At 71.0% G+C, this 25,883-nt stretch carries 27 protein-coding genes; 11 read left to right on the top strand and 16 right to left on the bottom strand.

Annotated features, from left to right (window positions below):
- Positions 1-10 precede the first annotated feature (10 nt).
- Together ABZT02_RS34760 and ABZT02_RS34755 are read right to left on the bottom strand one after the other, a co-directional pair.
- Complete coding sequence (locus tag ABZT02_RS34760; RefSeq protein ID WP_356024813.1) at positions 11-733, bottom strand: aspartate/glutamate racemase family protein; 723 nt, start codon at positions 731-733, stop codon at positions 11-13.
- Positions 734-735: 2 nt separating this feature from the next.
- The gene (locus ABZT02_RS34755; protein WP_356024811.1) at positions 736-2,220 is read right to left on the bottom strand and encodes an NCS1 family nucleobase:cation symporter-1; all 1,485 of its coding nucleotides are present in this window, start codon (positions 2,218-2,220) and stop codon (positions 736-738) included.
- A gap of 157 nt (positions 2,221-2,377) precedes the next feature.
- Between ABZT02_RS34755 and ABZT02_RS34750 the strand changes: the two genes are divergently transcribed.
- The gene (locus tag ABZT02_RS34750) at positions 2,378-3,046 is read left to right on the top strand and encodes a GntR family transcriptional regulator (RefSeq protein ID WP_356024809.1); all 669 of its coding nucleotides are present in this window, start codon (positions 2,378-2,380) and stop codon (positions 3,044-3,046) included.
- A gap of 4 nt (positions 3,047-3,050) precedes the next feature.
- Here ABZT02_RS34750 and pip read toward each other — a convergent pair whose 3' ends face one another.
- Together pip and ABZT02_RS34740 are read right to left on the bottom strand one after the other, a co-directional pair.
- Positions 3,051-4,004 (bottom strand): prolyl aminopeptidase, encoded by a 954-nt coding sequence (gene pip, locus ABZT02_RS34745; RefSeq protein WP_356024806.1) that lies wholly within the window; start codon positions 4,002-4,004, stop codon positions 3,051-3,053.
- Between the two features lie 9 nt (positions 4,005-4,013).
- The gene (locus ABZT02_RS34740) at positions 4,014-4,745 is read right to left on the bottom strand and encodes a uracil-DNA glycosylase (protein ID WP_356024804.1); all 732 of its coding nucleotides are present in this window, start codon (positions 4,743-4,745) and stop codon (positions 4,014-4,016) included.
- Positions 4,746-4,874: 129 nt separating this feature from the next.
- Here ABZT02_RS34740 and ABZT02_RS34735 point away from each other — a divergent pair, with 129 nt between their 5' ends.
- On the top strand, positions 4,875-5,624 hold the full coding sequence (locus ABZT02_RS34735) for an RNA-binding S4 domain-containing protein (protein ID WP_356024802.1): 750 nt from the start codon (positions 4,875-4,877) through the stop codon (positions 5,622-5,624).
- Between the two features lie 101 nt (positions 5,625-5,725).
- On the opposite strand, the gene ABZT02_RS34730 is transcribed toward ABZT02_RS34735, so the two are convergent.
- Positions 5,726-6,190, bottom strand: a complete 465-nt coding sequence (locus tag ABZT02_RS34730; protein WP_356024799.1) for a DoxX family protein — start codon at positions 6,188-6,190, stop codon at positions 5,726-5,728.
- A 216-nt stretch (positions 6,191-6,406) separates the two neighbouring features.
- Positions 6,407-7,306, bottom strand: a complete 900-nt coding sequence (locus ABZT02_RS34725) for an acyltransferase domain-containing protein (RefSeq protein WP_356024797.1) — start codon at positions 7,304-7,306, stop codon at positions 6,407-6,409.
- Positions 7,307-7,382: 76 nt separating this feature from the next.
- Between ABZT02_RS34725 and ABZT02_RS34720 the strand changes: the two genes are divergently transcribed.
- Positions 7,383-7,649, top strand: coding sequence for a DUF6343 family protein (locus ABZT02_RS34720; RefSeq protein ID WP_356024795.1), 267 nt, complete (start codon positions 7,383-7,385; stop codon positions 7,647-7,649).
- Between the two features lie 13 nt (positions 7,650-7,662).
- Here ABZT02_RS34720 and ABZT02_RS34715 read toward each other — a convergent pair whose 3' ends face one another.
- The 4 genes from ABZT02_RS34715 to rpsA form a co-directional block, all read right to left on the bottom strand.
- Positions 7,663-8,043, bottom strand: a complete 381-nt coding sequence (locus ABZT02_RS34715) for a tetratricopeptide repeat protein (protein ID WP_356024793.1) — start codon at positions 8,041-8,043, stop codon at positions 7,663-7,665.
- A 50-nt stretch (positions 8,044-8,093) separates the two neighbouring features.
- The gene (coaE, locus tag ABZT02_RS34710; protein ID WP_356024791.1) at positions 8,094-8,711 is read right to left on the bottom strand and encodes a dephospho-CoA kinase; all 618 of its coding nucleotides are present in this window, start codon (positions 8,709-8,711) and stop codon (positions 8,094-8,096) included.
- A 28-nt stretch (positions 8,712-8,739) separates the two neighbouring features.
- The gene (locus tag ABZT02_RS34705; protein ID WP_356024789.1) at positions 8,740-9,678 is read right to left on the bottom strand and encodes a PAC2 family protein; all 939 of its coding nucleotides are present in this window, start codon (positions 9,676-9,678) and stop codon (positions 8,740-8,742) included.
- A gap of 257 nt (positions 9,679-9,935) precedes the next feature.
- Positions 9,936-11,444: a 30S ribosomal protein S1 gene (rpsA, locus tag ABZT02_RS34700; protein ID WP_356024786.1), complete on the bottom strand. Its 1,509-nt coding sequence runs from the start codon at positions 11,442-11,444 to the stop codon at positions 9,936-9,938.
- Between the two features lie 224 nt (positions 11,445-11,668).
- Here rpsA and ABZT02_RS34695 point away from each other — a divergent pair, with 224 nt between their 5' ends.
- Both ABZT02_RS34695 and hrpB read left to right on the top strand, forming a co-directional pair.
- A complete protein-coding gene (locus ABZT02_RS34695; protein WP_356024784.1) occupies positions 11,669-12,649 on the top strand; it encodes a class I SAM-dependent methyltransferase in 981 nt (326 codons plus the stop codon).
- A 39-nt stretch (positions 12,650-12,688) separates the two neighbouring features.
- A complete protein-coding gene (hrpB, locus tag ABZT02_RS34690) occupies positions 12,689-15,163 on the top strand; it encodes an ATP-dependent helicase HrpB (protein WP_356024782.1) in 2,475 nt (824 codons plus the stop codon).
- On the opposite strand, the gene ABZT02_RS34685 is transcribed toward hrpB, so the two are convergent.
- The 3 genes from ABZT02_RS34685 to ABZT02_RS34675 all read right to left on the bottom strand — a co-directional run bounded on the left by ABZT02_RS34685 (position 15,153) and on the right by ABZT02_RS34675 (position 18,170).
- Complete coding sequence (locus ABZT02_RS34685; protein ID WP_356024779.1) at positions 15,153-16,136, bottom strand: DUF3068 domain-containing protein; 984 nt, start codon at positions 16,134-16,136, stop codon at positions 15,153-15,155. The two genes, hrpB and ABZT02_RS34685, sit on opposite strands and share 11 nt — an antisense overlap.
- Before the next feature lie 21 nt (positions 16,137-16,157).
- On the bottom strand, positions 16,158-16,292 hold the full coding sequence (locus ABZT02_RS34680; RefSeq protein WP_107405601.1) for an SPW_0924 family protein: 135 nt from the start codon (positions 16,290-16,292) through the stop codon (positions 16,158-16,160).
- Positions 16,293-16,436: 144 nt separating this feature from the next.
- Positions 16,437-18,170, bottom strand: a complete 1,734-nt coding sequence (locus ABZT02_RS34675) for a lytic transglycosylase domain-containing protein (protein WP_356024777.1) — start codon at positions 18,168-18,170, stop codon at positions 16,437-16,439.
- Positions 18,171-18,478: 308 nt separating this feature from the next.
- Between ABZT02_RS34675 and ABZT02_RS34670 the strand changes: the two genes are divergently transcribed.
- Positions 18,479-19,324 carry a DUF4184 family protein gene (locus ABZT02_RS34670; RefSeq protein WP_356024774.1) on the top strand — a complete coding sequence of 282 codons (846 nt, stop codon included), beginning with the start codon at positions 18,479-18,481 and terminating at the stop codon, positions 19,322-19,324.
- On the opposite strand, the gene ABZT02_RS34665 is transcribed toward ABZT02_RS34670, so the two are convergent.
- Positions 19,257-19,703, bottom strand: coding sequence for a hypothetical protein (locus ABZT02_RS34665; protein ID WP_356024772.1), 447 nt, complete (start codon positions 19,701-19,703; stop codon positions 19,257-19,259). The genes ABZT02_RS34670 and ABZT02_RS34665 overlap by 68 nt on opposite strands.
- 595 nt (positions 19,704-20,298) lie before the next feature.
- On the opposite strand from ABZT02_RS34665, the gene ABZT02_RS34660 reads away from it, so the two are divergent.
- The 4 genes from ABZT02_RS34660 to ABZT02_RS34645 all read left to right on the top strand — a co-directional run bounded on the left by ABZT02_RS34660 (position 20,299) and on the right by ABZT02_RS34645 (position 22,946).
- Positions 20,299-20,931, top strand: coding sequence for an AIM24 family protein (locus ABZT02_RS34660; RefSeq protein WP_356024841.1), 633 nt, complete (start codon positions 20,299-20,301; stop codon positions 20,929-20,931).
- 1 nt (position 20,932) lies between these two features.
- Positions 20,933-21,583 (top strand): AIM24 family protein, encoded by a 651-nt coding sequence (locus ABZT02_RS34655; RefSeq protein ID WP_356024769.1) that lies wholly within the window; start codon positions 20,933-20,935, stop codon positions 21,581-21,583.
- Complete coding sequence (locus ABZT02_RS34650) at positions 21,580-22,377, top strand: AIM24 family protein (protein ID WP_356024766.1); 798 nt, start codon at positions 21,580-21,582, stop codon at positions 22,375-22,377. The genes ABZT02_RS34655 and ABZT02_RS34650 overlap by 4 nt, the downstream gene beginning before the upstream one ends.
- Positions 22,378-22,469: 92 nt before the next feature.
- Positions 22,470-22,946: a MarR family transcriptional regulator gene (locus ABZT02_RS34645; protein WP_356024764.1), complete on the top strand. Its 477-nt coding sequence runs from the start codon at positions 22,470-22,472 to the stop codon at positions 22,944-22,946.
- Between the two features lie 13 nt (positions 22,947-22,959).
- Here the strand turns inward: ABZT02_RS34645 and ABZT02_RS34640 are convergent, their stop codons facing one another.
- Both ABZT02_RS34640 and ABZT02_RS34635 read right to left on the bottom strand, forming a co-directional pair.
- Complete coding sequence (locus ABZT02_RS34640) at positions 22,960-24,453, bottom strand: ATP-binding protein (protein WP_356024761.1); 1,494 nt, start codon at positions 24,451-24,453, stop codon at positions 22,960-22,962.
- On the bottom strand, positions 24,450-25,118 hold the full coding sequence (locus ABZT02_RS34635) for a response regulator transcription factor (protein WP_356024759.1): 669 nt from the start codon (positions 25,116-25,118) through the stop codon (positions 24,450-24,452). The genes ABZT02_RS34640 and ABZT02_RS34635 overlap by 4 nt, the downstream gene beginning before the upstream one ends.
- 135 nt (positions 25,119-25,253) lie before the next feature.
- On the opposite strand from ABZT02_RS34635, the gene ABZT02_RS34630 reads away from it, so the two are divergent.
- On the top strand, positions 25,254-25,874 hold the full coding sequence (locus ABZT02_RS34630) for a PepSY domain-containing protein (RefSeq protein ID WP_356024757.1): 621 nt from the start codon (positions 25,254-25,256) through the stop codon (positions 25,872-25,874).
- The last annotated feature ends 9 nt before the right edge of the window (positions 25,875-25,883 follow it).

Here is a 25,883-nt window from a genome sequence, read left to right as displayed (position 1 = left end):
GCCCCGGAGGTCACGGAGCCACCGGCGATCCCCACACCCGTTTCTTCGGCACCGGCTTCGCATAACCGCCGGCCCGGCTGGTGCTCAGCCCCAATCCCACCAGCGACTCCGCGAGCTTCACCGCCGCGCCCACCCCGTCGACCACCGGAAGCCTCAGCTTCTCCCCCACCGTCCGCTGCAACCCGGTCATCCCCGCGCACCCCAGGACCAGGACCTCGGCGCCCGCCTCCCGCGCCCGCTCGGCTGCCGCCAGGAACGCGGCCTCCGTGCGGTCGGCGTCGCCCAGGTCCAGAACCCCCAGTCCCGTCCCGACGACGGCGGCGCAGTTGCGCCCCACCCCCGCCAGCTCCAGGCTGTCCTCGATCTGCCCGCAGGACCGCTCCAGGGTGGTCACCACGCCGTAGCGCCGGCCGAGCAGACAGGCCAGATGGGCGGCGGCCTCGGTGATGTCGACGACCGGCACGTCCACCAACTCCCGGACGCCCTCCCGTCCGTGCTCGCCGAAGCCCGCCATGACGACGGCGTCGTAGGAAGGACCCTCGTACGTGCGCAGCAGGTCGATGACCGCCGCCGCGGAGAGGTAGCTGTCGAGCCAGCCCTCCGCGGACTCGGGGCCCCACGCGGGGGTGAGCCCGAGCACGGTGGTGCCCGGGCCTGCGGCGGCCCGGGCACCTCGTACGATCTCCTCGGTCATCTCCTGCGTGGTGTTGCAGTTGGTGACGACGATCCGCACGTTTATCGGACCTCCACGGCCTCGGGGACCTCGGGGACCTCGGGAGCGGCCGCTCGCTCGCTCCGGCACAGCAGCGCGTACAGCCCGGCCGCGAGGGCCGTCCCGATGAACCAGGAGTATGGGGCCACGTCACTGAACGTCTTCACCAGGGCGAGGACACCCGCGACGGCCGCCGCCGGCAGGAACGCCCACAGGGCCCTCGGGTTGACGCCCTTGCGGTAGTAGTAGCGGGAGCCGGGCTCGGCCTTGAACAGCTCGTCGACGTCGATGCGGCCCTTCTTGACCCAGTAGTAGTCGAGCATGATCACGCCGAACAGCGGGCCGAGGAAGGCGCCGAGGCCGCCGAGGAAGTAGTTGACGACCGTCGGGTTGGAGAAGAGGTTCCAGGGGGTCACGACCAGTGCGGCGACCGTGCTGATCATGCCGCCGATCTTGAAGGTGATTTTCTGCGGCCAGACGTTGGCGAGGTCGTACGCCGGTGAGACGAAGTTGGCGACGATGTTGACGCCCATGGTGGCGACGGCGAAGGTGAGCGCGCCCAGGACCATCACCCAGGTGTTGCCGACCTTGGCGACGAGTTCCGCCGGGTCGGTGATGGCCTGGCCCCAGACCTCCAGCGAGCCGGCGGTGACGATCACGGAGACGACCACGAAGGCCGTGGAGTTGATGGGCAGGCCCCAGAAGTTGCCGCGGCGGACGGTCTTGTAGTCCGGCGCGAAGCGGGAGAAGTCGCAGAAGTTGAGCATCAGCGTGCCGTACGTGGCGAGAATCAGGCCGATCGCGCCGAACCACTGCCGCCACTGCTCGCCCACGGAGACCGGGTGCGGGGTGCTGGTGAGCGAGATGCTCCAGCCGGCCTTGGCCAGTACCCAGACCGCCAGCGCGATCATGACCAGCCAGATCGCCGGCCCGCAGAAGTCCTGGAACTTCCTGACCGACTCCATCCCCTGGCTGATGATCAGCGCCTGGACCAGCCACAGCGAGAGGAAGGAGACCCAGCCGAGCGCGTCGAGGCCGAGGAAGGAGCTGTGCGTCCAGGACTCCAGGCCCGGCCAGGCGGCCAGCAGCATCACGTTGACCGCGACGGAGGCGAGGTAGGTCTGGATGCCGTACCACATGATGGCGATCACGGCCCGGATCAGGGCCGGGATGTTGGCGCCCCACACACCGAAGCTGATGCGGCTGACCACGGGGAACGGCACGCCGTGGCGCTGGCCGATCCTCCCCATCCAGTTCATGCCGACGTAGATCAGCACGAAGCCGACGAGCAGGGACGTGAAGACCTGCCAGACGTTCATGCCGAGGACCAGCAGACCGGCCGCGAAGGTGTAGTTGCCCAGGTTGTGGACGTCGGACATCCACATGGCGAAGAGGTCGAAGACCTTCCAGTTGCGCTTGTCGGCGGGCGCCAGGTCTTCGTTGGTGAGCCGGGGATCGGGGACGAACGCTGGTGTGCCGGTGGCTTCGACACGATCGGCGAGGGACACAGGGCCTCCAAGGACGGGGGACAGGAGGATGGCGGCCGCCTGGCATCCGGTTTTGGTATACCAAACTGCCGACATGGTCGCGCCGTCAAGAGTCCTGACCGATGTCGCGTTCGTTAACGCTTCGTAAAACAGCTCCGGCGTCGGAGAAGATGACTTCATGAGCTCCACGACGAACATCGAGCCCCTCGGCGCCGTCCGCGAGCGGGTCCTGGCCACCCTGCGGCAGGAGATCATCGCGGGCGGGCTGCGACCGGGCGACCGGCTGGTCGAGCGGGAGCTCGCCGACCGCTTCGGGGTCTCCCGGGTGCCGGTCCGCGAGGCGATCCGCGCGCTGGTCGCCGAGGGCTTCGTCCACTTCGAGACACCCCGCCGCACGGTCGTACGGCGGCTGACCCCGAACGACGTCAAGGAACTCTTCGAGCTGCGCGAGGCGTTGGAGGTGTACGCCGCGGGACTTGCCGCGGCCCGAGCGACCCCGCAGGACCTCGCCGAGGTGGAGCGGCTCCTCGACCTGGCGGCGGCCGCGACCGAGGCGGGCGACGCGGAGACCATCACGGACGTCAACAGCCGTCTGCACGACAGCATCGTGGCCATGGCCCGCAACAGCCTGCTGGTCGAGGCGCTGGAACCGGTTGCCGGACGGCTCCGCTGGATGACCCGGCGCAACGAGGAATGGCCCCAACTCCTCCTCGAACACCGCGACTTGTACGAGGCGATCGCCTCCGGCGACCCGGACCGGGCCCGCGCGCACGCCCTGGCCCACGTGCGGACCAACTACGAGTCGACGGTTCGGCAGTTGTTCGGGGACGCGGGCGAGACGGGCTGACCGGCTAGCGGTGGGCGTACTTGTCCGTGGCCGCCACCATCGCCTCGACCACTCCGGGGGCCCCGGCGCTGTGGCCGACCTCGTCGATCACCGTCAACTCGCTGCCCGGCCAGGCGTGATGGAGCCGCCAGACGGTGCCGAGAAGATTGCCGAAGTCGAGGCTGCCCTGGACGAGGGTGCCGGGGATGTCCTTCAACCGGGGTGCCTCGCGCAGGACGAGGCCGTCCTCACCGAGGAAGTGGCCGTTGCTCCAGTAATGGGTGACGGTACGGGCGAAACCCAGGCGGAACACGGGGTCCTCGAAACGCTCGACCGACCTGGGCGGCGCGGGAATGGTCGCCGTCTCCCAGTCCGTCCAGGCCCGCGCCGCCCGCTCGCGCACCTCGGGGTCGGGTGATTCGAGCAACCGGTTGTAGGCGGCGGCGGGGTTCCCGTCCCGCTCGCCGACGGGCAACTCGCCGACGAACCGCTCGAAGGCTTCGGGGAAGATCTTCCCGACTCCCCTGGTGAGCAGGGCCACTTCGGCATCGGAACCGGTCGCGACACCCGTGAGGACGATCTCCGTCACCACGTCCGGATGCGTCTGCGCGTACCGCAGTCCCAGCACCGACCCGAACGACACGCCCCACACGAGCCACCGTTCGATCCCCAGATGCCGCCGCAGCAGCTCCAGGTCCGCGATGAGACGCGGGGTGGTGTTGACGCTCATGTCGGTGTCGTACGCGCTCGCGTGCGGCGTGGACCGCCCGGCGCCCCGCTGGTCGAGCAGCACGATCCGGTACGCCGCGGGGTCGAACAGCCGCCGCGCCCACGGCGTGCAGCCGGACCCCGGCCCACCGTGCAGCACGACCGCCGGCTTGCCTTCCGGATTCCCGCAGGTCTCCCAGTACACGCGGTTGCCATCGCCGACATCGAGCATGCCGTGGTCGTACGGTTCGATCTCCGGATACAGAGGCATCCGGGGACCCTAACCGTCGTACGGCGGTCTCGTCCCCTCCTTTTCCGCGGTTCGGCCACGCAGTCCCGCCGCCTCGGCCGCCGTGCGCAGTACGTCCCGCAGCATCTCGGGCGTGAGCTTGCCGGTGAAGGTGTTGCGCTGGCTGACGTGGAAGCAGCCGAAGAGTTCGAGTCCGTCGAGCCGGACGCGGGCGCCGTGTCCGAAGACGGGCCGCGGCCGGGGCACGCTCCAGCCCGCCGCGGTGAACGCGGGCAGCGCGGCCTGCCAGCCGAACGCGCCGAGCACGACCACGGTACGGAGCGTGGGCCGCAGCAGGTTCAGCTCCTGAACCAGCCAGGGCCGGCAGGTGTCGCGCTCGCCGGGGGTGGGTTTGTTGGCGGGCGGGGCGCAGTGCACGGGCGAGGTGACCCGCACGCCGGACAGCTCCAGTCCGTCGTCCGCGGTCACGGCGGTCGGCTGCGAGGCGAGCCCGACGTCGTACAGCGCCTGGTACAGCACGTCCCCGGAACGGTCGCCGGTGAACATCCGCCCGGTACGGTTCCCGCCGTGCGCGGCCGGGGCGAGTCCGACGATCAGCATCCGCGCGTCCGGGGGCCCGAAGCCGGGCACGGGGCGCCCCCAGTACGTCCAGTCGGCGAACGCGGCCCGCTTGGTCCGGGCCACCTCCTCCCGCCAGTCGACCAACCGCGGGCAGGCACGACAGCCCGAAATCCGGCGGTCGAGATCGGCCAGGGCGTCCATGGGTCCACCGTACGGGCAGGTCGCCGAGGTGGTGGTTGCAGAGGCGGGGGTGGTCGGGCCGCCGTGACGACGGGCACCGCCCGGAAAACCCGCCCGGGGTGCGCGGCCCCGGGTACTAAGGTCGGAGCCATGGGCGTGGAACGTACGGACGACAACGAGACCGGTGGGACGGGCCGGGCCGGCACGACGGCCGACGGTCCCGGCGCGAAGGTCGCCGACCAGGACCCCACGGCTTCCGAGGCCCTGGCCCCCGATGCCCGGGCCCCCGAGGCACCTGACCCGAAGATCGCCGCCGCCGTCGCCGCCGCGGAGGCCGCCGGGCCGCAGAACGGCGAGACCGTGCGGATCGACAGCTGGATCTGGTCCGTACGGCTGGTCAAGACCCGTTCCGCGGGAGCCACCGCCTGCCGGGGCGGGCATGTGCGTGTGAACGGCGAGCGGGTGAAGCCCGCCCACTCCCTGCGCGTCGGCGACGAGGTCCGCGTCCGTCAGGAAGGCCGGGAGCGGATCGTCGTCGTCAAGCGTCTGATCCGCAAGCGGGTCGGTGCCCCCGTGGCCGCCCAGTGCTACGTCGACAACTCTCCCCCGCCCCCGCCCCGCGCGGCCTTCGCCCCCGCCGGCATCCGCGACCGCGGCACGGGCCGTCCGACCAAGCGCGACCGCCGCGAACTGGAACGCCTCCGCGGCCTCGCGGAAGGCGACCGCCGCGGCCGCTTCGCCGGACCGAGCGGCTTGAGCGGACCCGCCGGCCCGGAGGGCTCAGGCGACGCCGAGACGACAGCCGACTCAGGCGCGACAGCTGGCAAGGCACGCCGCTCGGACCCGCCCCGCCGCTCGGACAGGGGCGGGAACACAGGCAGAAGCGGGCACTCGCGCTGAGCCGAACGCCCGAGCAACAGCCGGTACCCACGCTGAGGCCGGCCCCCTCCCCGAAGGGCAGGGCGCCGGCCTCAGCGCGGTGACCGTGACGGTCGTTCTCCTCACGCCCGTCGTCGTACCAGGCGCAGCAGGTCCGCATTGTGCTGTCGCCGGGCCCAGGCGATCAGGGCGAGCGGGATGATCAGGATGAGCGGAGTCGCCGCGTTCTCGCCGTCGAAGTAGGTGAGCTGGACGACGAATGCCCCGACCATCAGCCCGCTCAGCGCCACGGCCGCCACCGACTGCAGTACCGGGACCAACAGGGCGATCCCACCGGCCAGTTCGAGCACGCCGATGATGTACATCCCCGCGCTGCCCCAGCCCATCTTGTCGAAGCCCTCGGCGGCCGAGGGGTGCGCGATCAGCTTGGGGAGCGCGCTGGCGATCACGTAGAAGAGGGCGAGCACGACCTGCAGGGTGCGCAGGGCGATCCGGGCCCGGCGGCCACGGGCGGTCGAGGACTCGGCGATGACAGGGGAGGCGGCGGAAGCGGCGGTGCTGGTGACGGGGACGGTGGTCTCGGACATCGGGGTCTCCTGCGGTAAGCGGTCCGTGGTGCTGTCACAGAGGTAGACCCGCACCCGCACCCGAACTCATCGCCGCCGCACGACCGTTTTCCTCGTCCCCTGATGTCCCGCTCGCCGCTCAGCTCCATGCCCGTCCAACGGCCCGTATTCGCACGGCCGTTCCCCGAGTCGTACGGGTTCACCCGTCCGAGTTACAGCGGAACATCCTCACGCCGGTCACCAGGGAAACCAGCCGTGCCCGATGTACCAGTGCCCGCCGGCCCGCAGGTGATCCCCGACGGCACGTTCCAGCGCCGTCCGCCGCGGCAGACTCTCCACCGGCAGCTCGGGGTCCCCGAACACGAACTGCACCGGCTCGGTGTCCTCCGGCTCCCGGTCCTCGGGGGCCAGCCGGAAACGCTTCTGGAACCGGATGATGTTGGAGTCCGCGGGCAGGTACTCCTTCAACTGCGGGTCGAGCAGCCAGGAATGACACAGCGCGGCACGATACGGCTCCTCCGCGAAGTGCCGGGCGAAGAACTCGGCGGCCAGGGCCAGCGAGCGATCGCAGGCCTCCGGTGTCAGCGGGCCGAGGAAGTCGGGAATGTGCAGGCTCAGACAGGGCGTGCCGGGAGCGATGTCCGGTCCGGCCCCGGCGAGCGTCCGGCTGTGCCACGGCCCGTACCGCGCCCGCTCGAACTGGAGTCGACCCAGCTGGTACAGCTCGCCCCGCGAGTGCCGGGTCAGCCAGCGCGGTGACTGCACACCCGCCCTGCCGTACCGTCTGCGGTGCACGGCCATGTTCCGCCCGAGGTCGGCGAGGGTGCGCCGGGAGACCTCGGCCGGGATGCCGCGCGAGCGGTGGTACGCGCGCGTGTGGGGCAGCGCCGCCACGAACACGTAGGCGGGGAAGCAGCGTTGGAGGGCGCCGGCCGGCCAGTCGAGCTCGGGCAGGACGACCGGGTCGTCGGCCCTGCCCATGTCCCGGACCAGTTCGTCGACGGAGTGTTCCAGGAACCGCCGCAGCTCCGGGTCGTCCATCACCCGTCGGCCCATCCGTACGAGTTCGTTGACGTCCTCATGCGGTACGGCGAGTTCCACCAGCACCTCGGCCAGTTCGTCGGCATCCGGAAGCACGCGGCGACCCCCTCTTCGACCCTTTGGTCAACGTCCGTTCGAAGAGTACGTTGCAAGGGAGGAGTGGGTGATCCCGATGCGTACAGGCAGTGAGCCGAGGACAGCGCGCAGTGCGCTGCGGGCGCGGTTCTGGCTGAGCGTGTGGGGGCTGGTCTGGGCGATCTTCGGCACGGTCGCGTTCGCGCTGGCGGGCCGCCCCGGGTGGGCCATCGCCTGCGGAGTGCTCTGGCTGGTCATCACCGTCGACACGACGGTGATCCTCCGGCACATCCGTCAGGGCCCGCACTACCAGCCGGGCCCCGACATCCCGCCGTACCGGCCGCCCGAGAAGCGGCCCAGGTAGCGGGACGACGCGCTCAGGTGTCGAACCGCGCAGCCTTCAGGAACTCCGGGTTGGGGTCCAGCGCTGCCGCCAGCCGGAAGTGCCGCCTGGCCTGGTCGGGCCGCCCCTGCCGCTCATAGGTGCGGGCGAGCGCGAAGTGGGCGAAGGCGTTGTCCGGTTCGCGCTCCAGGACGATGGTGAACTCCAGCTCGGCGGGCCGCAGTTGCGCGGCGGCGAAGAAGGCCCGCGCGCGCAGCAGCCGGGCCGCGGTGTTCTCCGGGTGGGCGGCGATGACGGAGTCGAGCAGCTTCACCGCGCCCCGCGGGTCCCGCGCGGAGAGCAACTGCTCGGCTGCGCGGTAGTCGATGACATGCGTCTCCGGAGTACGTCCGGTCGATCCGCTGATCTCGGGCACGGCAGAGTCCTTCCCTCACTGGAAGGGTTCAACGCCCGGACCGGGGGACGCTATTCCGGAGAGGTCCGCGACGCGCGCGCCCGGCGCAGGAGATCGTCCCACACCTCCTGAACGCGTCGGCGCAGCTCGTCCAGGGGTACGTCGTTGTCGATCACGACGTCCGCGATCTCCAGGCGTCGCTCGCGCGTGGCCTGGGCGGCCATACGCGCGCGTGCGTCCTGTTCGGTCATGCCGCGCAGCCGGACGAGCCGGTCGAGCTGGGTGTCGGGGCTCGCGTCGACGACGACGACGAGGTCGTAGAGCGGCGCGAGGGCGTTCTCCGTGAGGAGCGGGACGTCGTGGACGACGACGGCGTCCTCGGCGGCGGCTGATTCGAGCTCGCGGGAGCGGGCGCCCACCAGGGGATGCACGATCGAGTTCAGTACGGCGAGCCGGTCCGGGTCGGCGAAGACGATGGAGCCCAGCTTGGGGCGGTCCAGGCCGCCGTCCTCGGCGAGTACGTCCTCGCCGAAGGCCTCCACGACCGCGGCGAGGCCGGGCGTGCCCGGTGCGACGACCTCGCGCGCGATGCGGTCCGCGTCGATCAGGACGGCTCCGTGCTCCACGAGGAGCCGCGACACCTCACTCTTGCCGGCGCCGATACCGCCGGTCAGGCCCACCTTCAGCATGACCGGAAGCCTAGACGCTCCGCGCGCGTCAGTTGTCGCCTTCCCGTTCCGCCAGGAAGCGCTCGAACTCCATCCCGATCTCGTCCGCCGACGGAATCTCCACGGGCTCGGCGAGCATGTTGCCCCTGGTCTCCGCTCCGGCCGCCGCGTCGTACTGGTGCTCGAGTCCCTGGACGAGGGCCACGAGGTCCTCGTCGCCCTCCTGGATCTGGCGGTCGATCTCGGTCTGGGTGCGGTGGGCGTCGGTGCGCAGGGCGTGGGCGATGCCTGGCAGGACCATGCCGGTGGCGGCCGTGATGGCCTCCAGGACGGTCAGGGCGGCGTCCGGGTAGGGCGAACGCGCGATGTAGTGCGGCACATGCGCCGCGACGCCCAGGACGTCGTGGCCGGCCTCCATGAGCCGGTACTCGACGAGGGCCTCGGCGCTGCCGGGCACCTGCGCCTCCTCGAAGGGGCTGCGGTGGCCGGGGACCAGGTCGTGGCGGTTGCCGTGCGGGGTGAGGCCCACGGGGCGGGTGTGCGGGACGCCCATGGGGATGCCGTGGAAGTTCACGGACAGCCGGACGCCGAGTCGTTCCACGATCTGCTGGACGGCCGCGGCGAAGCGCTCCCACTCGACATCCGGCTCCGGGCCGGACAGCAGCAGGAAGGGCGCCCCGGTGGCGTCCTGGACGAGCCGCACGTCGATCGTGGGCTCCTCGTACTCCGTCCAGCGGTCGCGCTTGAAGGTGAGCAGCGGACGGCGGGCGCGGTAGTCCACGAGCCGGTCGTGGTCGAAACTGGCCACGACCTGGTGGGGCAGCGAGTCGAGCAGCCGGTCGACGATCTGGTCGCCGGTCTCGCCCGCGTCGATGTATCCGTCGAAGTGGTAGAGCATGACCAGGCCGGCCGACTCCTGGGCGAGCGCCATGTCGACGACGGCGAGGCCCTTGGGCTCCCATGCGTACAAACCCTGCGGATCAAGCACAGTGACCGCTCCTCCTCGTGTTCACACAGCACAACACGCCCTGGAACAGCGGCATTCCCATCCACGGCCCTGATCAGCCCATCTCTTACGGCCTTTTCATGACAGGGGATGACGAGAGCGCCCCGTTTTAAGGGGCGCGGGGAACTGCGCGACAGGCCCCCACCGGCCGTCAGCCAAGAACAAGCCCGGACAGCACTGAAGGACCGCACCTCGAAAGGTACGGCCCTTCAGTTCAAGAGCTATTGCTCAGTGAGCGTTCAGCTCTGGCCACCGGCAAGCTTCTCGCGCAGCGCGGCAAGCGCCTCGTCCGACGCCAGCGCGCCGGAGGTGTCCGCACCCTCGGAGGAGTACGAACCGCCACCGCCACCGCCACTCGCGGCCGGAGCCGCACCCGCGGCGTCCCCGCCCTCGGCGGCGGCAGCCGCGTCGGCCTCGCGGGACTTGATGACCTGCTGCTGGTGCTGCTCGAAGCGGGTCTGCGCCTCGGCGTACTGGTTCTCCCACACCTCACGCTGGGATTCGAAGCCCTCGAGCCAGTCGTTGGTCTCGGGGTCGAAGCCCTCGGGGTAGATGTAGTTGCCCTGGTCGTCGTACGACGCGGCCATGCCGTACAGCGTCGGGTCGAACTCGACCGAGGCCGGGTCGGAGCCGAACGCCTCGTTGGCCTGCTTCAGCGAGAGGCTGATGCGACGGCGCTCGAGGTCGATGTCGATGACCTTGACGAAGATCTCGTCGTTGACCTGGACGACCTGCTCCGGGATCTCCACGTGGCGCTCGGCCAGCTCGGAGATGTGGACCAGACCCTCGATGCCCTCGTCCACGCGGACGAACGCACCGAACGGAACCAGCTTCGTGACCTTGCCGGGCACGACCTGGCCGATCTGGTGGGTCCGGGCGAACTGCTGCCACGGGTCTTCCTGGGTCGCCTTCAGCGACAGGGAGACACGCTCGCGGTCCATGTCCACGTCGAGGACCTCGACGGTGACTTCCTGGCCGACCTCGACAACCTCGGAGGGGTGGTCGATGTGCTTCCAGGAGAGCTCGGAGACGTGCACCAGACCGTCGACGCCACCCAGGTCCACGAAGGCACCGAAGTTGACGATCGAGGAGACGACGCCGGAACGGACCTGACCCTTCTGCAGGGTGGTGAGGAACGTCTGGCGGACCTCGGACTGGGTCTGCTCGAGCCAGGCGCGGCGGGACAGGACCACGTTGTTGCGGTTCTTGTCCAGCTCGATGATCTTCGCCTCGAGCTCCTTGCCCACGTAGGGCTGGAGGTCGCGGACACGGCGCATCTCGACGAGGGAGGCCGGCAGGAAGCCACGGAGGCCGATGTCGAGGATGAGACCACCCTTGACGACCTCGATGACGGTACCGGTGACGATGCCGTCCTCTTCCTTGATCTTCTCGATGGTGCCCCAGGCGCGCTCGTACTGGGCGCGCTTCTTCGAGAGGATCAGGCGGCCTTCCTTGTCCTCCTTCTGGAGAACAAGGGCTTCGATCTCGTCACCGACGGCGACGACCTCGTTGGGGTCGACGTCGTGCTTGATCGAGAGCTCGCGGCTCGGGATGACACCTTCGGTCTTGTAACCGATGTCGAGCAGGACCTCGTCCCGGTCGACCTTCACGATGACGCCGTCGACGATGTCGCCGTCGTTGAAGTACTTGATCGTCTCGTCGATCGCGGCGAGGAAGGCTTCCTCGTTACCGATGTCGTTGACCGCTACCTGCGGAGTGGTAGAGGTGGTCTCGGTGCTGCTCGTCATGTGGGAAAGGGCTCCGGTACGGACAGAGAGTCGTAGGTACTGCTTACGCCGGGAGCCCGTTTCGCTCTGAAGAAGCCGGACAGCCAAGGAAGCGCCACACAAACCACTGGTGGCGCCTCGACAACCGAGGGGACATACAACAGATGCGAGCGCGACCTGCTACGTCTGAGGTGCGCAGGCCCGCAGCGCAACTTGTAGCATACGGGGGCAGCCGGGCAGGGTCAATGCGCGAAGGCGCACACCCGGGGCGGATCGCCGCATACCCGGCACAAAACCTGTCTCACGAGGCCACGCGGGCCCGACGCCGTCCCATTCGTGACGTCGCGACGGGTCGGACGGAAGAGCCGCAGACTAGTACGAGGGAGCCGATCATCCAAGAGTCCGCAGCACACCCGCAGGAGTCCGGACCGGACGCGGAGTCGCAGGCCACGCGCCGCGACGCGGACGTCACCGAGAGCGCCCGCGCCAACCGGGGCTGGTGGGACCGCAACGCGGACGAGTACCAGGTCGAGCACGGCACGTTCCTCGGCGACGACCGCTTCGTCTGGTGCCCCGAGGGCCTCGACGAGGTGGAGGCCGAGCTGCTGGGCCCGGCCGAGGACCTCAAGGGCAGGGACGTCCTGGAGATCGGCGCCGGTGCCGCCCAGTGCGCACGCTGGCTGGCCGAGCAGGGTGCCCGTCCGGTCGCCCTCGACATCTCCCACCGCCAGCTCCAGCACGCCCTGCGCATCGGTACGTCCTTCCCCCTGGTGTGCGCCGACGCGGGCGCGCTGCCCTTCGCGGACGGCTCCTTCGACCTGGCGTGCTCGGCCTACGGGGCGCTGCCGTTCGTCGCCGACCCGGTACGGGTCCTCCAGGAGGTGCGCCGCGTCCTGCGCCCGGGCGGCCGCTTCGTCTTCTCGGTGACGCACCCGATCCGCTGGGCCTTCCCGGACGAGCCGGGCCCCGAGGGCCTCTCCGTCTCCGCCTCCTACTTCGACCGCACGCCCTACGTCGAACAGGACGAGGAGGGCCGCGCGGTCTACGTCGAGCACCACCGCACGATCGGCGACCGGGTGCGCGACGTGGTCGCCGGCGGCTTCCGCCTGGTCGACCTGGTCGAGCCGGAGTGGCCGGTCTGGAACACCTCGGAGTGGGGCGGCTGGTCCCCGCTGCGCGGCAACCTGATCCCGGGCACCGCGATCTTCGTGTGCGAACGGGACTGACGTGCGAGGGCGTCCGGGCGGCCGTACGACACTGGTGACGTGATCCGTTACGACGCCCTGGACGCCCTTCCCGTACGCAGTGCCCTGCCCAGGCTGGGCGACGCCCTGGAGGGGCACGGCACGGCGGTCCTCGTGGCACCGCCCGGCACCGGCAAGACGACCCTCGTCCCGCTGGTGCTCGCGGGTCTGCTGGATTCCGGCGCACCCGCGCGGAAGGTCGTGGTCGCCGAACCCCGCCGTATCGCCGCCCGCGCGGCCGCCCGGCGGATGGCGTGGCTGCTGGGCGAGAAGGTCGGCGCGAGCGTCGGCTACACCGTGCGCGGCGAACGGGTGGTCGGACGGCACACACGCGTGGAGGTCGTCACGACGGGCGTGCTGCTCCAGCGGCTCCAGCGCGACCAGGAGCTGACGGGCGTCGACGTGGTGGTGCTCGACGAGTGCCACGAGCGGCATCTGGACGCGGACACGACGGCGGCGTTCCTGTGGGACGTACGGCAGACGCTGCGCCCGGAGCTGCGGCTGGTGGCCGCGTCCGCGACGACCGACGCCCAGGGGTGGGCGCGGCTGCTGGGCGACGCGCCCGTGGTCGAGGCGGAGGGTGTCTCGCATCCGGTGGAGGTCGTGTGGACGCCGCCGACGCGTCCCGTACGGCCGCCGCACGGCATGCGGGTCGATCCCGTGCTGCTCACGCATTTGGCGTCGGTCGTCCGGCGGGCGCTGTCCGAGCGGGACGGGGACGTGCTGTGCTTCCTGCCGGGCGTGGGCGAGATCGCGCGTGTGGCCGGTCAGCTGGGCGGTCTCGGTGACGTGGAGGTGCTCCAGGTGCACGGGCGGGCGCCGGCGGCCGTGCAGGACGCGGTGCTGACGGGTGGGGAGCGGCGCCGGGTGGTGCTGGCGACCGCCGTGGCCGAGTCGTCCCTGACGGTTCCGGGGGTGCGTGTGGTCGTCGACTCGGGGCTCGCGCGGGAGCCGCGCGTCGACCACGCGCGCGGGTTGAGCGCGCTCGCGACCGTGCGGGCCTCGCAGGCTGCCGGGCGGCAGCGGGCGGGGCGGGCCGGGCGGGAGGCGCCGGGTGCGGTGTACCGGTGCTGGGCGGAGGCCGAGGACGCCCGGCTGCCGCGTTTCCCGTCGCCGGAGATCAAGGTGGCCGACCTGACGGCGTTCGCCCTGCAGGTGGCCTGCTGGGGTGATCCGGACGCGTCCGGCCTTGCCCTGCTGGATCCGCCGCCGGGCGGGGCGATGGCGGCCGCGCGGGACGTGCTGAGGGCCGTGGGAGCGGTGGACGCGGAGGGACGGGCGACCGAGCGGGGCGCGCGACTGGCCCGGCTGGGCCTGCATCCCCGGCTGGGGCGAGCGCTGCTGGACACCTTGGGCGCGGGCGCCGAGGCGGTCGCGCTGCTGTCCGAGGAGCCGCCGCGGGAGTACGGCGACGACCTGGCGGCCGCCGTCAGGACCGCGCGGCGAGGCGGTGACGCCTATGCGGCACGGTGGCGGACGGAGGTGCGGCGGCTGCGGTCCGCCTCGACGGAGTTCACCGAGGCGGCTGCCGGAAACGACGGTCTCGTCGCCGCGCTCGCCTTTCCCGAGCGGGTGGCCAGGGCCGACTCGGGCTCCTATCTCATGGCCTCCGGCACCCGCGCCGAACTCTCCGACGGCTCCCCGCTCCGGGGCTCGCCCTGGATCGCCGTGGCGGTGGCGGACCGGCCCGTCGGAAAAGGGCACGCGCGTGTGCAGCTCGCCGCCGTGATCGACGAGGACACGGCCCGGTCGGCGGCCACCTCCCTGTACTCCGAGCGCCAGGAGGTGCACTGGGCCGACGGGGACGTGGTGGCGCGGCGGGTGGAGCGGCTCGGGGCGATCGAGCTCGCGGTACGGCCGCTGCGGGACGCGGACCCCGCCCTCGTACGCGAGGCGCTCCTCGAAGGGCTCCGGCAGGAGGGGCTGCGGCTGCTGCGGTGGACGCCCGACGCCGAAATCCTGCGGCAGCGGCTGGCGTTCCTGCGCCACCACCTCGGCGACCCCTGGCCCGAGGTCTCCGGGGACGCGCTGCACGCGCGCGTGGACGAATGGCTGGAGCCCGAGCTGAGCCGCGCCCGGCGACGGGCCGACCTGGCACGCATCGACGCCGGACAGGCCCTGCAAAGGCTCCTCCCGTGGGCCTCCGGCGAGGCCACGCGGCTCGACGAACTGGCGCCCGAGCGGATCGCCGTACCGAGCGGGTCCAGGATCCGGATCGACTACGGCACCCCTGAACAGCCCGTCCTCGCGGTGAAGTTGCAGGAGATGTTCGGGCTGCAGGACTCGCCCCGGGTCGCCGGTGTGCCCCTCCTCGTCCATCTCCTCTCCCCCGCCGGGCGCCCTGTCGCGGTCACCGCCGACCTCGCCTCGTTCTGGAAGGACGGCTACAAGGGCGTGCGGGCGGAGCTGCGCGGCCGGTATCCGAAGCATCCGTGGCCCGAGGACCCGGCGGGCGCCGAGCCGACGCGGCACACCAACGCGCGGCTCAGGCGGTGACCGGTTCGGGTTCGTCGACCTTCGCCGGGGCCGGACGGCGGCCGCGGGCCTCCAGCAACAGGGCCAGCGCCAGCAGCAGGACGCCCAGGGCCAGGAAGCCCCACGGCAGGTACGAGGTCATGAGGAGGACGAGGGTGCGGTTCGACTTGACCAGGTCGACCGTGTGCCTGATGTAGTCCTCGCGCATCTTCACGTCGCCGGCGAAGACCGTCACCTTGTCGCGGCCGCCGAGCAGGGTGCCGCCGCGCAGTTCCTCCTTGTGGAGTTCCTCGCCGTAGACGGGGGCGCCGGTGAGGGGTTCGACCCAGAACTTTCGGACCGTGGTGTACCAGCGGGTGGTGCCGGTCTTGGCGATGGACTCGGGGGTGATGCCCTGGACCGGCATGGTCTTCGGGAAGGGCACCTTGGTCCAGGGGATGGTCTGCTCGAAGTAGTAGACGTCGACGCCGCGGAAGTTCTGGGTGCCCTTGTAGTGGATGGGCGCCGAGGTGCGGGCCTGGGCGTCGAAGTAGACGTAGTCCCGTTTCTCGGTGAGGAAGGGCCACTTGAACTCGATGCCCGCACGCTTCACGGGGTCGCCGTCGACCATCTCGCCGCTGGCGTGGACGGGGTCCTGGGTGTGGGCGTCGAAGATGTAGCGCTCGGGGATCCTGGAGACCATCTTGCCGTCGGGCCCGACGACGTAGGACAGGCCGTCCCAGACGACGACGTCCTTCCCGGCCGTCTTCTCGATCTTCTCCGAGGCCTCGACGTTGCCCTTGAGGGTCTGCACGATGGTGACCTTGGAGACCTTCTTCGCGGTCATCGAGCCGTAGTCGATGAGGGTCGCGTCCTTGGCCTCCAGGACCATGTCCTGGTACTGGTTCGCGGGGATCTTGGCCAGGCGCGGGAAGGCGTACCAGCGCAGCAGCGGGGACAGCGCCGCGAAGAACACGGCGAGGGCGAGCAGGACCAGGCTGGTCTTGCGGCGCATCTCGGCCTCCCGGGCGGACGGTTACGGGTGTGCCGGCACCGTGGTCAGCAGCGGCTTGGGGGATGTCTTGCCGGTGGGCGTGCCCAGCGCGGTGATCGTGAGGACCAGCGCGAACGCGAGGGCGAGGCCGGTCGCGGCGGCGATCAGGGCGCGCATGTCTGCCTCCCTGCGGACGGGAACTGATGCATCGTCAGGTCCGGCACCGTAGCAACGCCCGGGCGAGATGAGAACAGGTCGGACACGCACGAAGGGCGCCCCGTCCGCCGTAGCGGAAAGGACGCCCTTCGAGGTGCTCGGTGGCTACGAACTCGCGCTGGGGCTCGGCGAGGGGCTCGCGGAGGTGTCCGCGGCGGCCGCCACGGTCAGCGTCACGTCGAGCGTCGCGCCGCCCGCGGTGGTGATGCGGAGCACGAAGGTGCCCGTGGTGTCGTCGGCGTAGAGCTGCGGCAGCTTCAGCAGGCCGTCCGCGTCCGTCGTGAGGCCCGTCAGGGTGCGCACGGTCTTGCCGTCGGCGTCCTTGAAGTAGGGGCCCTTGTCGTTCGCGGTCGCGTCGTCGGCCGACTTGATCAGGGTGGCGGTGGCGGCGACCTTGTCGGCGACGGCGTCCTTGTAGGTGGCCTTCACCTGGACCGGGTCGGCGAACTGGCCCCCCGGCGTGCAGGTCAGCGCGGTGTCGCTGGTGCGGACGAGGGTGTCGGCGACGCGCTGGGTGACGGTGGCCGAGTAGATCGGGCCGGTGACCGTACGCCCGATGAGGGTCGCCCTGACCGCGAAGGTGCCGGTGGTCTCGCCCGCCTGGAGCGCGGGCGCGGTGGCGACGCCGGAACTGTCGGTCAGAGCGGTGGCGACCTTCTCGCCGCCGGTGAAGGTGGCGTCGGTGTCGCCGACGATGGTGTAGCGGATGCGGACCTTGGCGACGCCCTTGCCGGCCGCGTTCTCCGCCTTGGTGCTGATCTGCTCGGTGAACGCGTCGCCCGCCATGGCGGTGAGCTTCGCGGTGTCCGAGTCCTCCAGGTGGTCCACGGACTGGGTGGGGGTGACGGGAGTCGTCGGGGGCGGCGTGGTGGGGGTGCCCGACGGGGGCGGGGTGGTCGACGGCGGGGTCGTGCTCGGCGAACCGGGCGCGCTCGGCTTCGGCGTGCTCGGCGTCGAGGGCGACGACGGCCTGGAGACCGAGCTGCCGCTGCCGCTGCTGCCGCTGCCGTCGCTGCGGTTGTCCGGGATCGTGCCGGTGCCGTCGGGAACCTCGTAGGTGCCCTTGCGGTAGTACTCCAGCCACGACAGGACCGTGTTGACGTAGGCCTGCGAGGGGTTGTAGCTGAGGATCGCGCGTTCCAGGTCGCCCGCGTCCGACAGATCCCAGCCGTTGCGGCACAGGTAGTGCCCGGCGGCGAGGGAGGCGTCGTAGATGTTGTTCGGGTCCTTCACCCCGTCGCCGTTGCCGTCGCGGCCGGCCCACTTCCAGGTGGACGGGATGAACTGCATGGGCCCGACGGCCGAGTCGTACGCGGTGTCGCCGTCGTAGGCACCGCCGTCGGTGTCCTTGATGAGCTCGAAGCCGTTGCCGTCGAGCTGCGGGCCGAGGATCTTGGAGGTCGTGGTGCCGTCCGCGTCGACCCGGCCGCCGCGGGCCTGGCCCGACTCGACCTGGCCGATGGCGGCGAGGAGCTGCCAGGGCAGATTGCAGCCGGGCTTGGACTCCTGGAGTTCGGCCGCGGCCCTCTTGTAGGCGTCGAGGACGGTCGCGGGGATGCCCGCCTCGCTCTCGACCGGAGTGGAGGTGGGGGTGCCGACGGTCGGCGCCGGGCTCGGGGTGTTCAGCGGCGGCAGGTCCGTGTAGTACGGCGACTTGCCGGTCGCGCCGTTCCCGGAGGCCGGGTCGGGGGAGGCCTCGACACCGGCGGCGGTCGATCTGCCGTTGTCGTCGGCCGTGACCCCCGGGGCCTGGGAGGCGGACAGTGCCGCGACCGCGAGTGCTGCCACGGCGGTGGTCGTCGCCCCTTTGGCCAGCCTCCTGCCGAATTGCGCCGCCATAAAGTGAACCCCTCCTGTGGACGCCCGAGCGCCCGTCTCCGTCTGTCGCTCTCGTCCAGTTGTGACAGTCGAACCGTCCTGGAGGTTGCCCCTGTGACGCGCGGCAATTCCTGATTCGCACGCTCGACCGAGCTCCCCAGCGCGGTGACCCGTGTGACCCTACGACAACTTCCTTTTCGCGGACACCGGTTCGTGCCCGATATTCACCGGTTGGCCATGTTCGATCGGTGCGGGCTGGTGTCACTCATACTGGACGCAGTCGACGTCCCGGGCCGCCGCCCGGTCAACACCCGCCGCGAGGAGCCCCGTTGCCGTTCACCCTGAGCCATGCGGCGGCGGTACTGCCCGCGGTGCGCACCGACGGAACGGGCCGGGGCCGACTGGTTCCGGCCGTACTCGTGGCCGGATCCTTCTCGCCCGACATGACCTATTACGCGGCAAGTGTCGTGTCCGGGGCGATGGAGTTCGGCACCGTCACGCACTCCTTCCCGGGCGTCCTCACGATCGACGTGCTCGTCGCCTGGGCCCTGGTGGGCCTGTGGCTCCTGCTGCGCGAACCATTGGTGGCCCTGCTGCCACGCAGGCGACAGAGCAGGCCGGCGACGCTGCTGCGCTGCGGCACGCCACGCGCACGCGTGCGTACGGCACTGGCCGTGCGCTGGTACATCTCCGCGGTCGTCGGAGCGCTGACCCACGTCGTGTGGGACGCGTTCACGCATCACGACCGGTGGGGGGTACGACTGTTCCCGGTCCTGGACCGTGAGGTGGCCGGGTCCCCTCTGTACTGGTACCTCCAGTACGGCGGTTCGGCGCTGGCCGCGGTGGTGATCGCCGTGTTCTGCCTGAACGCGCTGCGCCGGGCACCCGTGGCGGCCGAGCCAAGGGGGGTCGCCGCTCTGTCGGTGCGGGACAGGTGGTGGGCCGTGGCCGTGATCGGCGGGTGCATGACGGTGGGCGCGCTGCAGCGGGCCTCGCGGTGGTGGGCGTACTGGGGTTCCACCGCGAAGCCCTGGGAACTGATCCCCACCCTGTGCTTCGGCGCGGGCGCCGGCCTGGTGCTCGGGGTACTGCTGTATGCCGCTGGGGTCAGGCTGTGGCGCCCGGCCCCGGTGTCCGACGCCCGGGAAGAGGCCGCTCTCCCACTCGCTCGCTGACGGCGTCCGCAGCGGTGGCAGCGATGAACACCGTCATGGTGGGCATCGGACGGGACCGGGGCAGCAGGGTGAGGGCGAGCGCGAGATAACCGAAAGCCAGCTCGGCCCACAGCCGCCGCCTGGACGGCTCCTCGTGTTGTACGACGTCCCGGTCGCGGCGGGTCACACGGTGCCGCAGGGGGATGGTGAGGCGGGCCGGGATGCGCGCGCCTGCCACCCTGGCTCGCGCCCGGCGCAGGAGTGTCGCCAGGTCGAAGGGAAGGCGGGCAGTACTTGCGGCGGCCGCGTGGGCCGGAACGGGACGCTGCACGGAGAACGGGGCCCGGTCGGCGTACGCCTGTGCGGGGGCCGTCCGGCGGTGGAGCATGCGTATACCCATGAGCGCATCCTGGCCGGGGGTGCGGTCAGGGGCGCTGTTGTGGCGTCCACGTGAGTGACGGCGGCGGGGCGCCTATGGATGTGCCGGGTCGGGTTGTCGGGCGGGTGCGGGTGCGTTGTGGCTGGTCGCGCAGTTCCCCGCGCCCCTGGGGGTTGCGCCACGACGGGCCGCAAGCCGCGTACGGCGAGAAGGGGACGGGGTGGGGGGTGTCCGCCCGCAGCGGCCGGCGTCCGTCACCGAGCCCCTCTTGAAGCAACCGAGCCGCCGGACCGAGGACGGACACCCCCCACCCCGGCCCCGACACACAACACACCCGCACGCGCTACACAAGCCCCCACCGGGCCGAAGCAGGCCGCCGCAGGCACCAGGGGCGCGGGGAACGGCGCGACCAACCCCCACCCGCCCGCAGACACCCCACAACCCGGCCCGAAACCCCCGCCCAACCGCCGGAGGCCGCCGCAGGCACCAGGGGCGCGGGGAACTGCGCAAAACGCCCGCCCCCACCACCCCGCAGACACACGACAACCAAACCCCACCCAACCGCCGAATGCACTGTCGGGAAGGGCTTGCCGCCAGCTACCTTCACCTCGTGGCGATGTTTCGACTTCAAGGCAGCAAGGTGCTCGCCGTCGACATGACCGGGGACGCCGTGAAGGCGAAGAACGGCTCGATGGTCGCGTACGACGGGCAGATGGCGTTCAAGAAGATGAGCGGCGGTGGTGAGGGGATCCGGGGCATGGTCACCCGACGCATCACCGGCGAGCAGATGACCGTGATGGAGGTGTCGGGGCACGGGACGTGCTGGTTCGCGGACCGGGCCTCGGAGATCAACCTCGTCAGTCTCCAGGGGGACAAACTGTTCGTGGAGTCGAGCAATCTGCTCGCGACCGACGCGGGGCTGCGGACCGGGACCAGCTTCACCGGCATGCGCGGCGCCTCACAGGGCAACGGGCTGTTCACGACCACCGTCGAGGGACACGGACAGGCGGCGATCATGTCCGACGGCCCCGCGGTGGTGCTGCGCGTCAGCCGCCAGTACCCGCTGACCGTCGACCCCGGCGCGTACATCGCCCACCAAGGCAACCTGAGCCAGTCCTTCCAGTCCGGTGTGACGTTCCGCACGTTCATGGGCGAGGGCGGCGGTGAGGCCTTCCAGATCCGCTTCGAGGGCGACGGTCTGGTGTACGTCCAGCCCAGCGAGCGCAACACGATCGCGGGGGATGTGTGACATGCCCTTCCGTGAGATCAACTCCAAGATGGTCGAGGCGACCGTCATGCCGGGCCAGCGGCTGTTCAGCCAGCGCGGCGCGATGCTGGCGTACAAGGGCGAGGTGTCCTTCACCCCCAACATCCAGGGCGGCCAGGGCGGCGTCATGTCGATGATCGGGCGCCGCGTGGCCAACGAGGACACGCCGCTGATGACCGTCGAGGGCAGCGGCAGCGTCCTGTTCGGGCACGGCGGCCACCACGTGCAGGTCATCAACCTCGCCGGCGACACCCTCTTCGTCGAGGCGGACCGGCTGCTCGCCTTCGAGGGCACCCTCCAGCAGGGAACCATGTTCATGGGCTCGCAGGGCGGCGTCATGGGCATGGTGCGCGGTCAGATCAGCGGCCAGGGCCTCTTCACCACCACGCTCAAGGGCCACGGCTCGGTGGCCGTCATGGCCCACGGCGGGGTCTTCGAGGTCCCGATCAGCCCGCAGCGGCCGGTCCACGTCGACCCGCAGGCCTACGTCGCCCACTACGGCGACGTCCGCAACAAGCTGTCGACGGCGCTCGGCTGGCGCGACATGGTGGGCCGCGGCTCCGGCGAGGCCTTCCAACTGGAGCTCAGCGGGAACGGCGTGGTCTACGTCCAGGCGTCCGAGGAGAAGCTGTGAGCCACTACCCGGGCGCGGGCCCCACCGTGTACGACCCGATGACGCTGTCGTCGGACGACAACGTCAACAACTACACCTTCTGCGTGGAGCTCAAGGGGAGCCAGTGGTTCCTGCAGAAGGGGAAGATGATCGCCTACTACGGGCAGATGGAGTTCAACGGCATCGGACACGGCCGATTCGACGGTCTGATCCGTACGTCCTTCCATTCGCCTCTGCACGCGAGCGACTGGGTCGTGGCGCAGGGCTCGGGCAAGATGCTCCTCGCCGACCGGGCCTTCGACGTGAATTCGTACGACCTCGAAGACGGCAACCTGACCATTCGCTCGGGCAACCTGCTCGCTTTTCAGCCAAGTCTCGCGCTGAAGCAGTCGATCGTGCCCGGCTTCCTGACACTCATCGGAACCGGAAAGTTCGTGGCCGCCTCCAACGGCCCCGTGGTGTTCATGGAGCCCCCGATCCGGGTGGACCCGCAAGCGCTTGTGGGCTGGGCGGACTGCCCCTCGCCGTGCCACCACTACGACCACGGGTACATGACCGGTCTGATGGGCGGTCTACGTGCGATGACGGGCCTCGGCGGGGCCTCCGGGGAGGAGCACCAGTTCGAGTTCGTGGGGGCCGGCACCGTACTGCTCCAGTCGACCGAGGTCCTGATGGCCGAGCAGGCCACGGGGGCGGTTCCGTCCGAGCCCGGAGTGCCCGGCGGGTACGGGGCACCCGCGGGGCAGCCACAGCAGCCGGGGGCACCGCGCCTTCCCGGACAGCTGGGGGACCTCCAGCGCCGCTTCGGGCTGTGAGCGGTAGTCTGCGGAGTGTGACGTCGAACGTGTGCGCGCCGTCACGCCACCCTCATTAGTTCGCCTTTCAACATTTTAGGTAGACTTCATTCATGGAGACCGAGACGGCCACGCGCTGGCTGACCGATGCGGAGCAGTGCGCCTGGCGCACCCACCTGGAGGTCAACAGGCTGTTGACGTATCAGCTCGAGAGGGACCTCCAGCCGTTCGGCCTGACGATGAACGACTACGAGATCCTGGTGAACCTCTCCGAGTCGGAGGGCGTACGGATGCGGATGAGCGACCTCGCGTCCGCCACCCTCCAGTCCAAGAGCCGGCTCTCGCACCAGATCACCCGCATGGAGAACGCGGACCTGGTCCGGCGCGAGAACTGCGAGTCCGACCGCCGCGGCCTGTACGCGGTCCTGACCGAGCACGGCATGGAGACGATGAAGAAGGTCGCGCCCCATCACGTGGCGTCTGTGCGGAGGCACTTCATCGACCTCGTGGCGCCCGAGTCCCTGACGGAGCTGGACAAGGCCCTGAAGCCGATCGCGGAGCACCTGCGAGGGCAGCGAGGGCGTCCCTGACACCGGGACACGGCTAGGCGACCGGCAGGCGGAGTTCGAACAGGGCTCCGCCTGCCGCCGCGTCACGGACCGTCAGCGTGCCGCCGTGCCGAGCGGCGACATCCCGGGCGATGGCGAGTCCCAGCCCGGCGCCACCGTCGTCCCGCGCCCGCGCCTCGTCGAGCCGCACGAACCGCTCGAAGATCCGCTCCCGGTCCCCCGCCGGCACCCCGTCCCCGTCGTCGGCGACCTCGACCACCGCCTGCCGCCCGTCCCGCCGTACGGCCACGGCGACCCGCGAACGGGCGTGCCGCTGGGCGTTGTCGAGGAGATTGGCCAGCAGCCGCTCCACCTGCCCCCGCGATCCGGCCACTTCCACGCCCTCGGCGTCGACGGTCACGTCCGTCCGGCCCGCCGCCTGCTCCTGGACCACTGCGGCGAGGTCGAACCGCGTGTTCTGCGGCCGCTCCCCCGCGTCCAGGCGAGCCAGCAACAGCAGGTCCGCCGCGAGGTGCTGCAGCCGTACTGTGTCCTCGACCGCCCCGTCCAGGTCCAGCAACTCGGGATGTGCGGCGGCCACTTCGAGCTGGGTCCGCAGCGAGGCGATGGGGCTGCGCAGTTCGTGCGAGGCGTCGGCGACGAACCGGCGCTGGCGCTCGACGGAGGTCTCCAGCGCGGCCAGCGTCTCGTTGGTGGTGCGGGCGAGGCGGGCGACCTCGTCGTGGGTGTCCGGCACCGGGACGCGCCGGGCGAGGTCCTGGGAGGCGGTGATCGCGGCCATCTCGGCGCGGATGCCCTCGACCGGGCGCAGCGCACGCCGGGTGACCAGCCAGGTCACGGTGGCGACGACACCGAGCAGCAGCGGGAAGCCGACCAGCATCACGGTCTGGGCGGTATCCACCGCGCTCTGTTCGGGGTCCAGGGAGGCGCCCGCGTACACGGTGAGGGTGCCCTTGTCGGGGACCTCGACCTCCACCGCGGCGAAGCGGTAGTCGGCCGGCTTCCCGTCGATCGTGGCGGAGCCGGCCGTGAGCCGCACGTCGTCCGCGATCTCGCCGGGCTCGAGGGCGGAGCGGTCGTCTCCGGCCGCGTCGTCCCCTGTCGTGTCGTCCCCTGTCGTGTCGTCGTCGGAGTCCCCGGCGTCCCCGGAGTCGCCTGTCGCCCCCGTGCCTTTCGTGGCCCCCGTGCCTCCCGTACCGCCCGCGGGCGACCGCGGCTTCACCTCGGTGACTCCCGTGCCGCTGATGTTCTCCAGGTGTTCGGTGGCCGCGACCAGACGGCCGTGCGCGTCGACGACCTGGACCGGCTCGTCGTCATCGTCCAGCTCCAGGCCTGTGTACGGCGTCCCGCCGGAGAGATCGGCTGCGACGTTCCGCGCGGCCCGCTCGGCCTGGGTACCCGCCTGGTCGATCAGGTTGGAGCGCAGGGAGAGCAGCACGGCGGCCCCGGCGGCGAGCAGGGCCACGGCGACGACCAGGGTCGCGGCCAGCGTGGCCCGCGCCCGGACCGAGCCGAACAGGCGCCTCATCTCGCGGCCTCCAGCCGGTACCCGGCACCGCGGACCGTGTGGATGAGGCCCGCGTCCAGCTTGCGGCGCAAGGTGCTGACGTAGACCTCGACGATGTTGGGGTCGCCGTCGTACGCGAAGTCCCAGACGTGCTCCAGGATCTGCGCCTTGGACACCACCTCGCCGGCCCGCACCGCGAGTTGCTCCAGGACCGAGAACTCCTTGGCGGTGAGGGTGACTTCGGTGCCGTCGAGGAAGACCCGGCGGGCGGCGGTGTCGATCCGCAGCGCCCCCGTCTCGAGCACCGGCGAGGCCCCGGCCCCGTTCCCGCGCCGCCGCAGCAGGGCCTTGATGCGGGCCACGAGGACGACGTAGGAGAAGGGCTTGGTCAGGTAGTCGTCGGCGCCGGTGTCCAGGCCCTCGGCCTCGTCGTACTCGCCGTCCTTCGCGGTGAGCATCAGGATCGGCACCTCGTGGCCGGCGGCGCGCAGGGCGGCGCAGACCCGGTAGCCGTTGAGGCCGGGCAGCATGATGTCGAGGATCACCAGGTCGTACGACCCCTCGGTGGCCCGGTGCAGCCCCTCCCGGCCGTCGTGGACGACGTCGACGGCGTAGCCCTCGGCGGTGAGGCCCTTGGCGAGGGAGAGGGCGAGTCGCTTTTCGTCCTCGACGATCAACAGGCGCATGCGTACAGGGTGGCAAACCGAAGCTGAAGACGCCTTCAGGAGGCTTCAGGTCCGCTTCAGCTCCCCTCAGGCAGCTTGGTCGTCGTCGAAAGCGACCGAAGCAGAACGAAGCAGAACCGCTCTGGAGGAATCCCCATGAAGCGCAACATCGTCATCGCCACCCTCACCGCCGCCGCGCTGGCCACCGGCGGCACGGTCGCGGCCTTCGCGGCGGGGGACGACGACGCGACGGCGACGCAGAGCCAGACGAACACGAGCGCCCAGTCGGCCGCGGACCGCGACGACGACGCCTCGGAGGACCGTACGGCGGTCCGCAGCGGCAGCGTCACCGCCGCCGAGGCGATCGCGGCCGCCCTGAAGCACACCCCGGGCACCGCGCTCTCCGCGGACCTCGACGACGACGGCGCCGACACGTGGGAGGTGACCGTCGTCAAGGGCGACGGCACCGAGTACGACGTGCGGATCGCCCCGGACTCCGGCAAGGTGCTCGGCGCCCAGCGTGACAGTGACGACGACAACGACGCCGACGACCGCGCCGAGCTCGCCGCGGCGAAGGGCGCCGACACCGACGCCCGCGAGGCCGCGCTGGCCGCCGCCGCGAAGGGCACGGTGACCGAGGTCGGCCTCGACGACGACAACGGGGCCGTGGCCTGGAGCGTGGACACCGTGAAGGACGGCAAGCAGGGTGAGTGGAAGGTCGCCCTGGACTCGGGCAAGGTCACCCAGGACCGCGACGACGACGGCGACGACGCCTGAGTCGGCGGC

The organism is Streptomyces sp. NPDC005402 (assembly GCF_040606575.1).
Classification (GTDB): Bacteria; Actinomycetota; Actinomycetes; order Streptomycetales; family Streptomycetaceae; genus Streptomyces.
Note: the sequence above shows the minus strand (reverse complement) of the source record. Positions and strands in the feature narration are given on the sequence as shown.

What these genes read in the sequence shown, in the direction of transcription:
- ABZT02_RS34750 (WP_356024809.1), top strand. Translation starts at nt 2,378, where the DNA reads ATGAGCTCCACGACGAACATCGAGCCCCTCGGCGCCGTCCGCGAGCGG.
- pip (WP_356024806.1), bottom strand. Translation starts at nt 4,004, where the DNA reads ATGCCTCTGTATCCGGAGATCGAACCGTACGACCACGGCATGCTCGAT.
- ABZT02_RS34740 (WP_356024804.1), bottom strand. Translation starts at nt 4,745, where the DNA reads ATGGACGCCCTGGCCGATCTCGACCGCCGGATTTCGGGCTGTCGTGCC.
- ABZT02_RS34735 (WP_356024802.1), top strand. Translation starts at nt 4,875, where the DNA reads ATGGGCGTGGAACGTACGGACGACAACGAGACCGGTGGGACGGGCCGG.
- ABZT02_RS34730 (WP_356024799.1), bottom strand. Translation starts at nt 6,190, where the DNA reads ATGTCCGAGACCACCGTCCCCGTCACCAGCACCGCCGCTTCCGCCGCC.
- ABZT02_RS34720 (WP_356024795.1), top strand. Translation starts at nt 7,383, where the DNA reads ATGCGTACAGGCAGTGAGCCGAGGACAGCGCGCAGTGCGCTGCGGGCG.
- coaE (WP_356024791.1), bottom strand. Translation starts at nt 8,711, where the DNA reads ATGCTGAAGGTGGGCCTGACCGGCGGTATCGGCGCCGGCAAGAGTGAG.
- rpsA (WP_356024786.1), bottom strand. Translation starts at nt 11,444, where the DNA reads ATGACGAGCAGCACCGAGACCACCTCTACCACTCCGCAGGTAGCGGTC.
- ABZT02_RS34695 (WP_356024784.1), top strand. Translation starts at nt 11,669, where the DNA reads ATGCGCGAAGGCGCACACCCGGGGCGGATCGCCGCATACCCGGCACAA.
- ABZT02_RS34685 (WP_356024779.1), bottom strand. Translation starts at nt 16,136, where the DNA reads ATGCGCCGCAAGACCAGCCTGGTCCTGCTCGCCCTCGCCGTGTTCTTC.
- ABZT02_RS34680 (WP_107405601.1), bottom strand. Translation starts at nt 16,292, where the DNA reads ATGCGCGCCCTGATCGCCGCCGCGACCGGCCTCGCCCTCGCGTTCGCG.
- ABZT02_RS34675 (WP_356024777.1), bottom strand. Translation starts at nt 18,170, where the DNA reads ATGGCGGCGCAATTCGGCAGGAGGCTGGCCAAAGGGGCGACGACCACC.
- ABZT02_RS34665 (WP_356024772.1), bottom strand. Translation starts at nt 19,703, where the DNA reads ATGGGTATACGCATGCTCCACCGCCGGACGGCCCCCGCACAGGCGTAC.
- ABZT02_RS34660 (WP_356024841.1), top strand. Translation starts at nt 20,299, where the DNA reads ATGTTTCGACTTCAAGGCAGCAAGGTGCTCGCCGTCGACATGACCGGG.
- ABZT02_RS34655 (WP_356024769.1), top strand. Translation starts at nt 20,933, where the DNA reads ATGCCCTTCCGTGAGATCAACTCCAAGATGGTCGAGGCGACCGTCATG.
- ABZT02_RS34645 (WP_356024764.1), top strand. Translation starts at nt 22,470, where the DNA reads ATGGAGACCGAGACGGCCACGCGCTGGCTGACCGATGCGGAGCAGTGC.
- ABZT02_RS34640 (WP_356024761.1), bottom strand. Translation starts at nt 24,453, where the DNA reads ATGAGGCGCCTGTTCGGCTCGGTCCGGGCGCGGGCCACGCTGGCCGCG.
- ABZT02_RS34635 (WP_356024759.1), bottom strand. Translation starts at nt 25,118, where the DNA reads ATGCGCCTGTTGATCGTCGAGGACGAAAAGCGACTCGCCCTCTCCCTC.
- ABZT02_RS34630 (WP_356024757.1), top strand. Translation starts at nt 25,254, where the DNA reads ATGAAGCGCAACATCGTCATCGCCACCCTCACCGCCGCCGCGCTGGCC.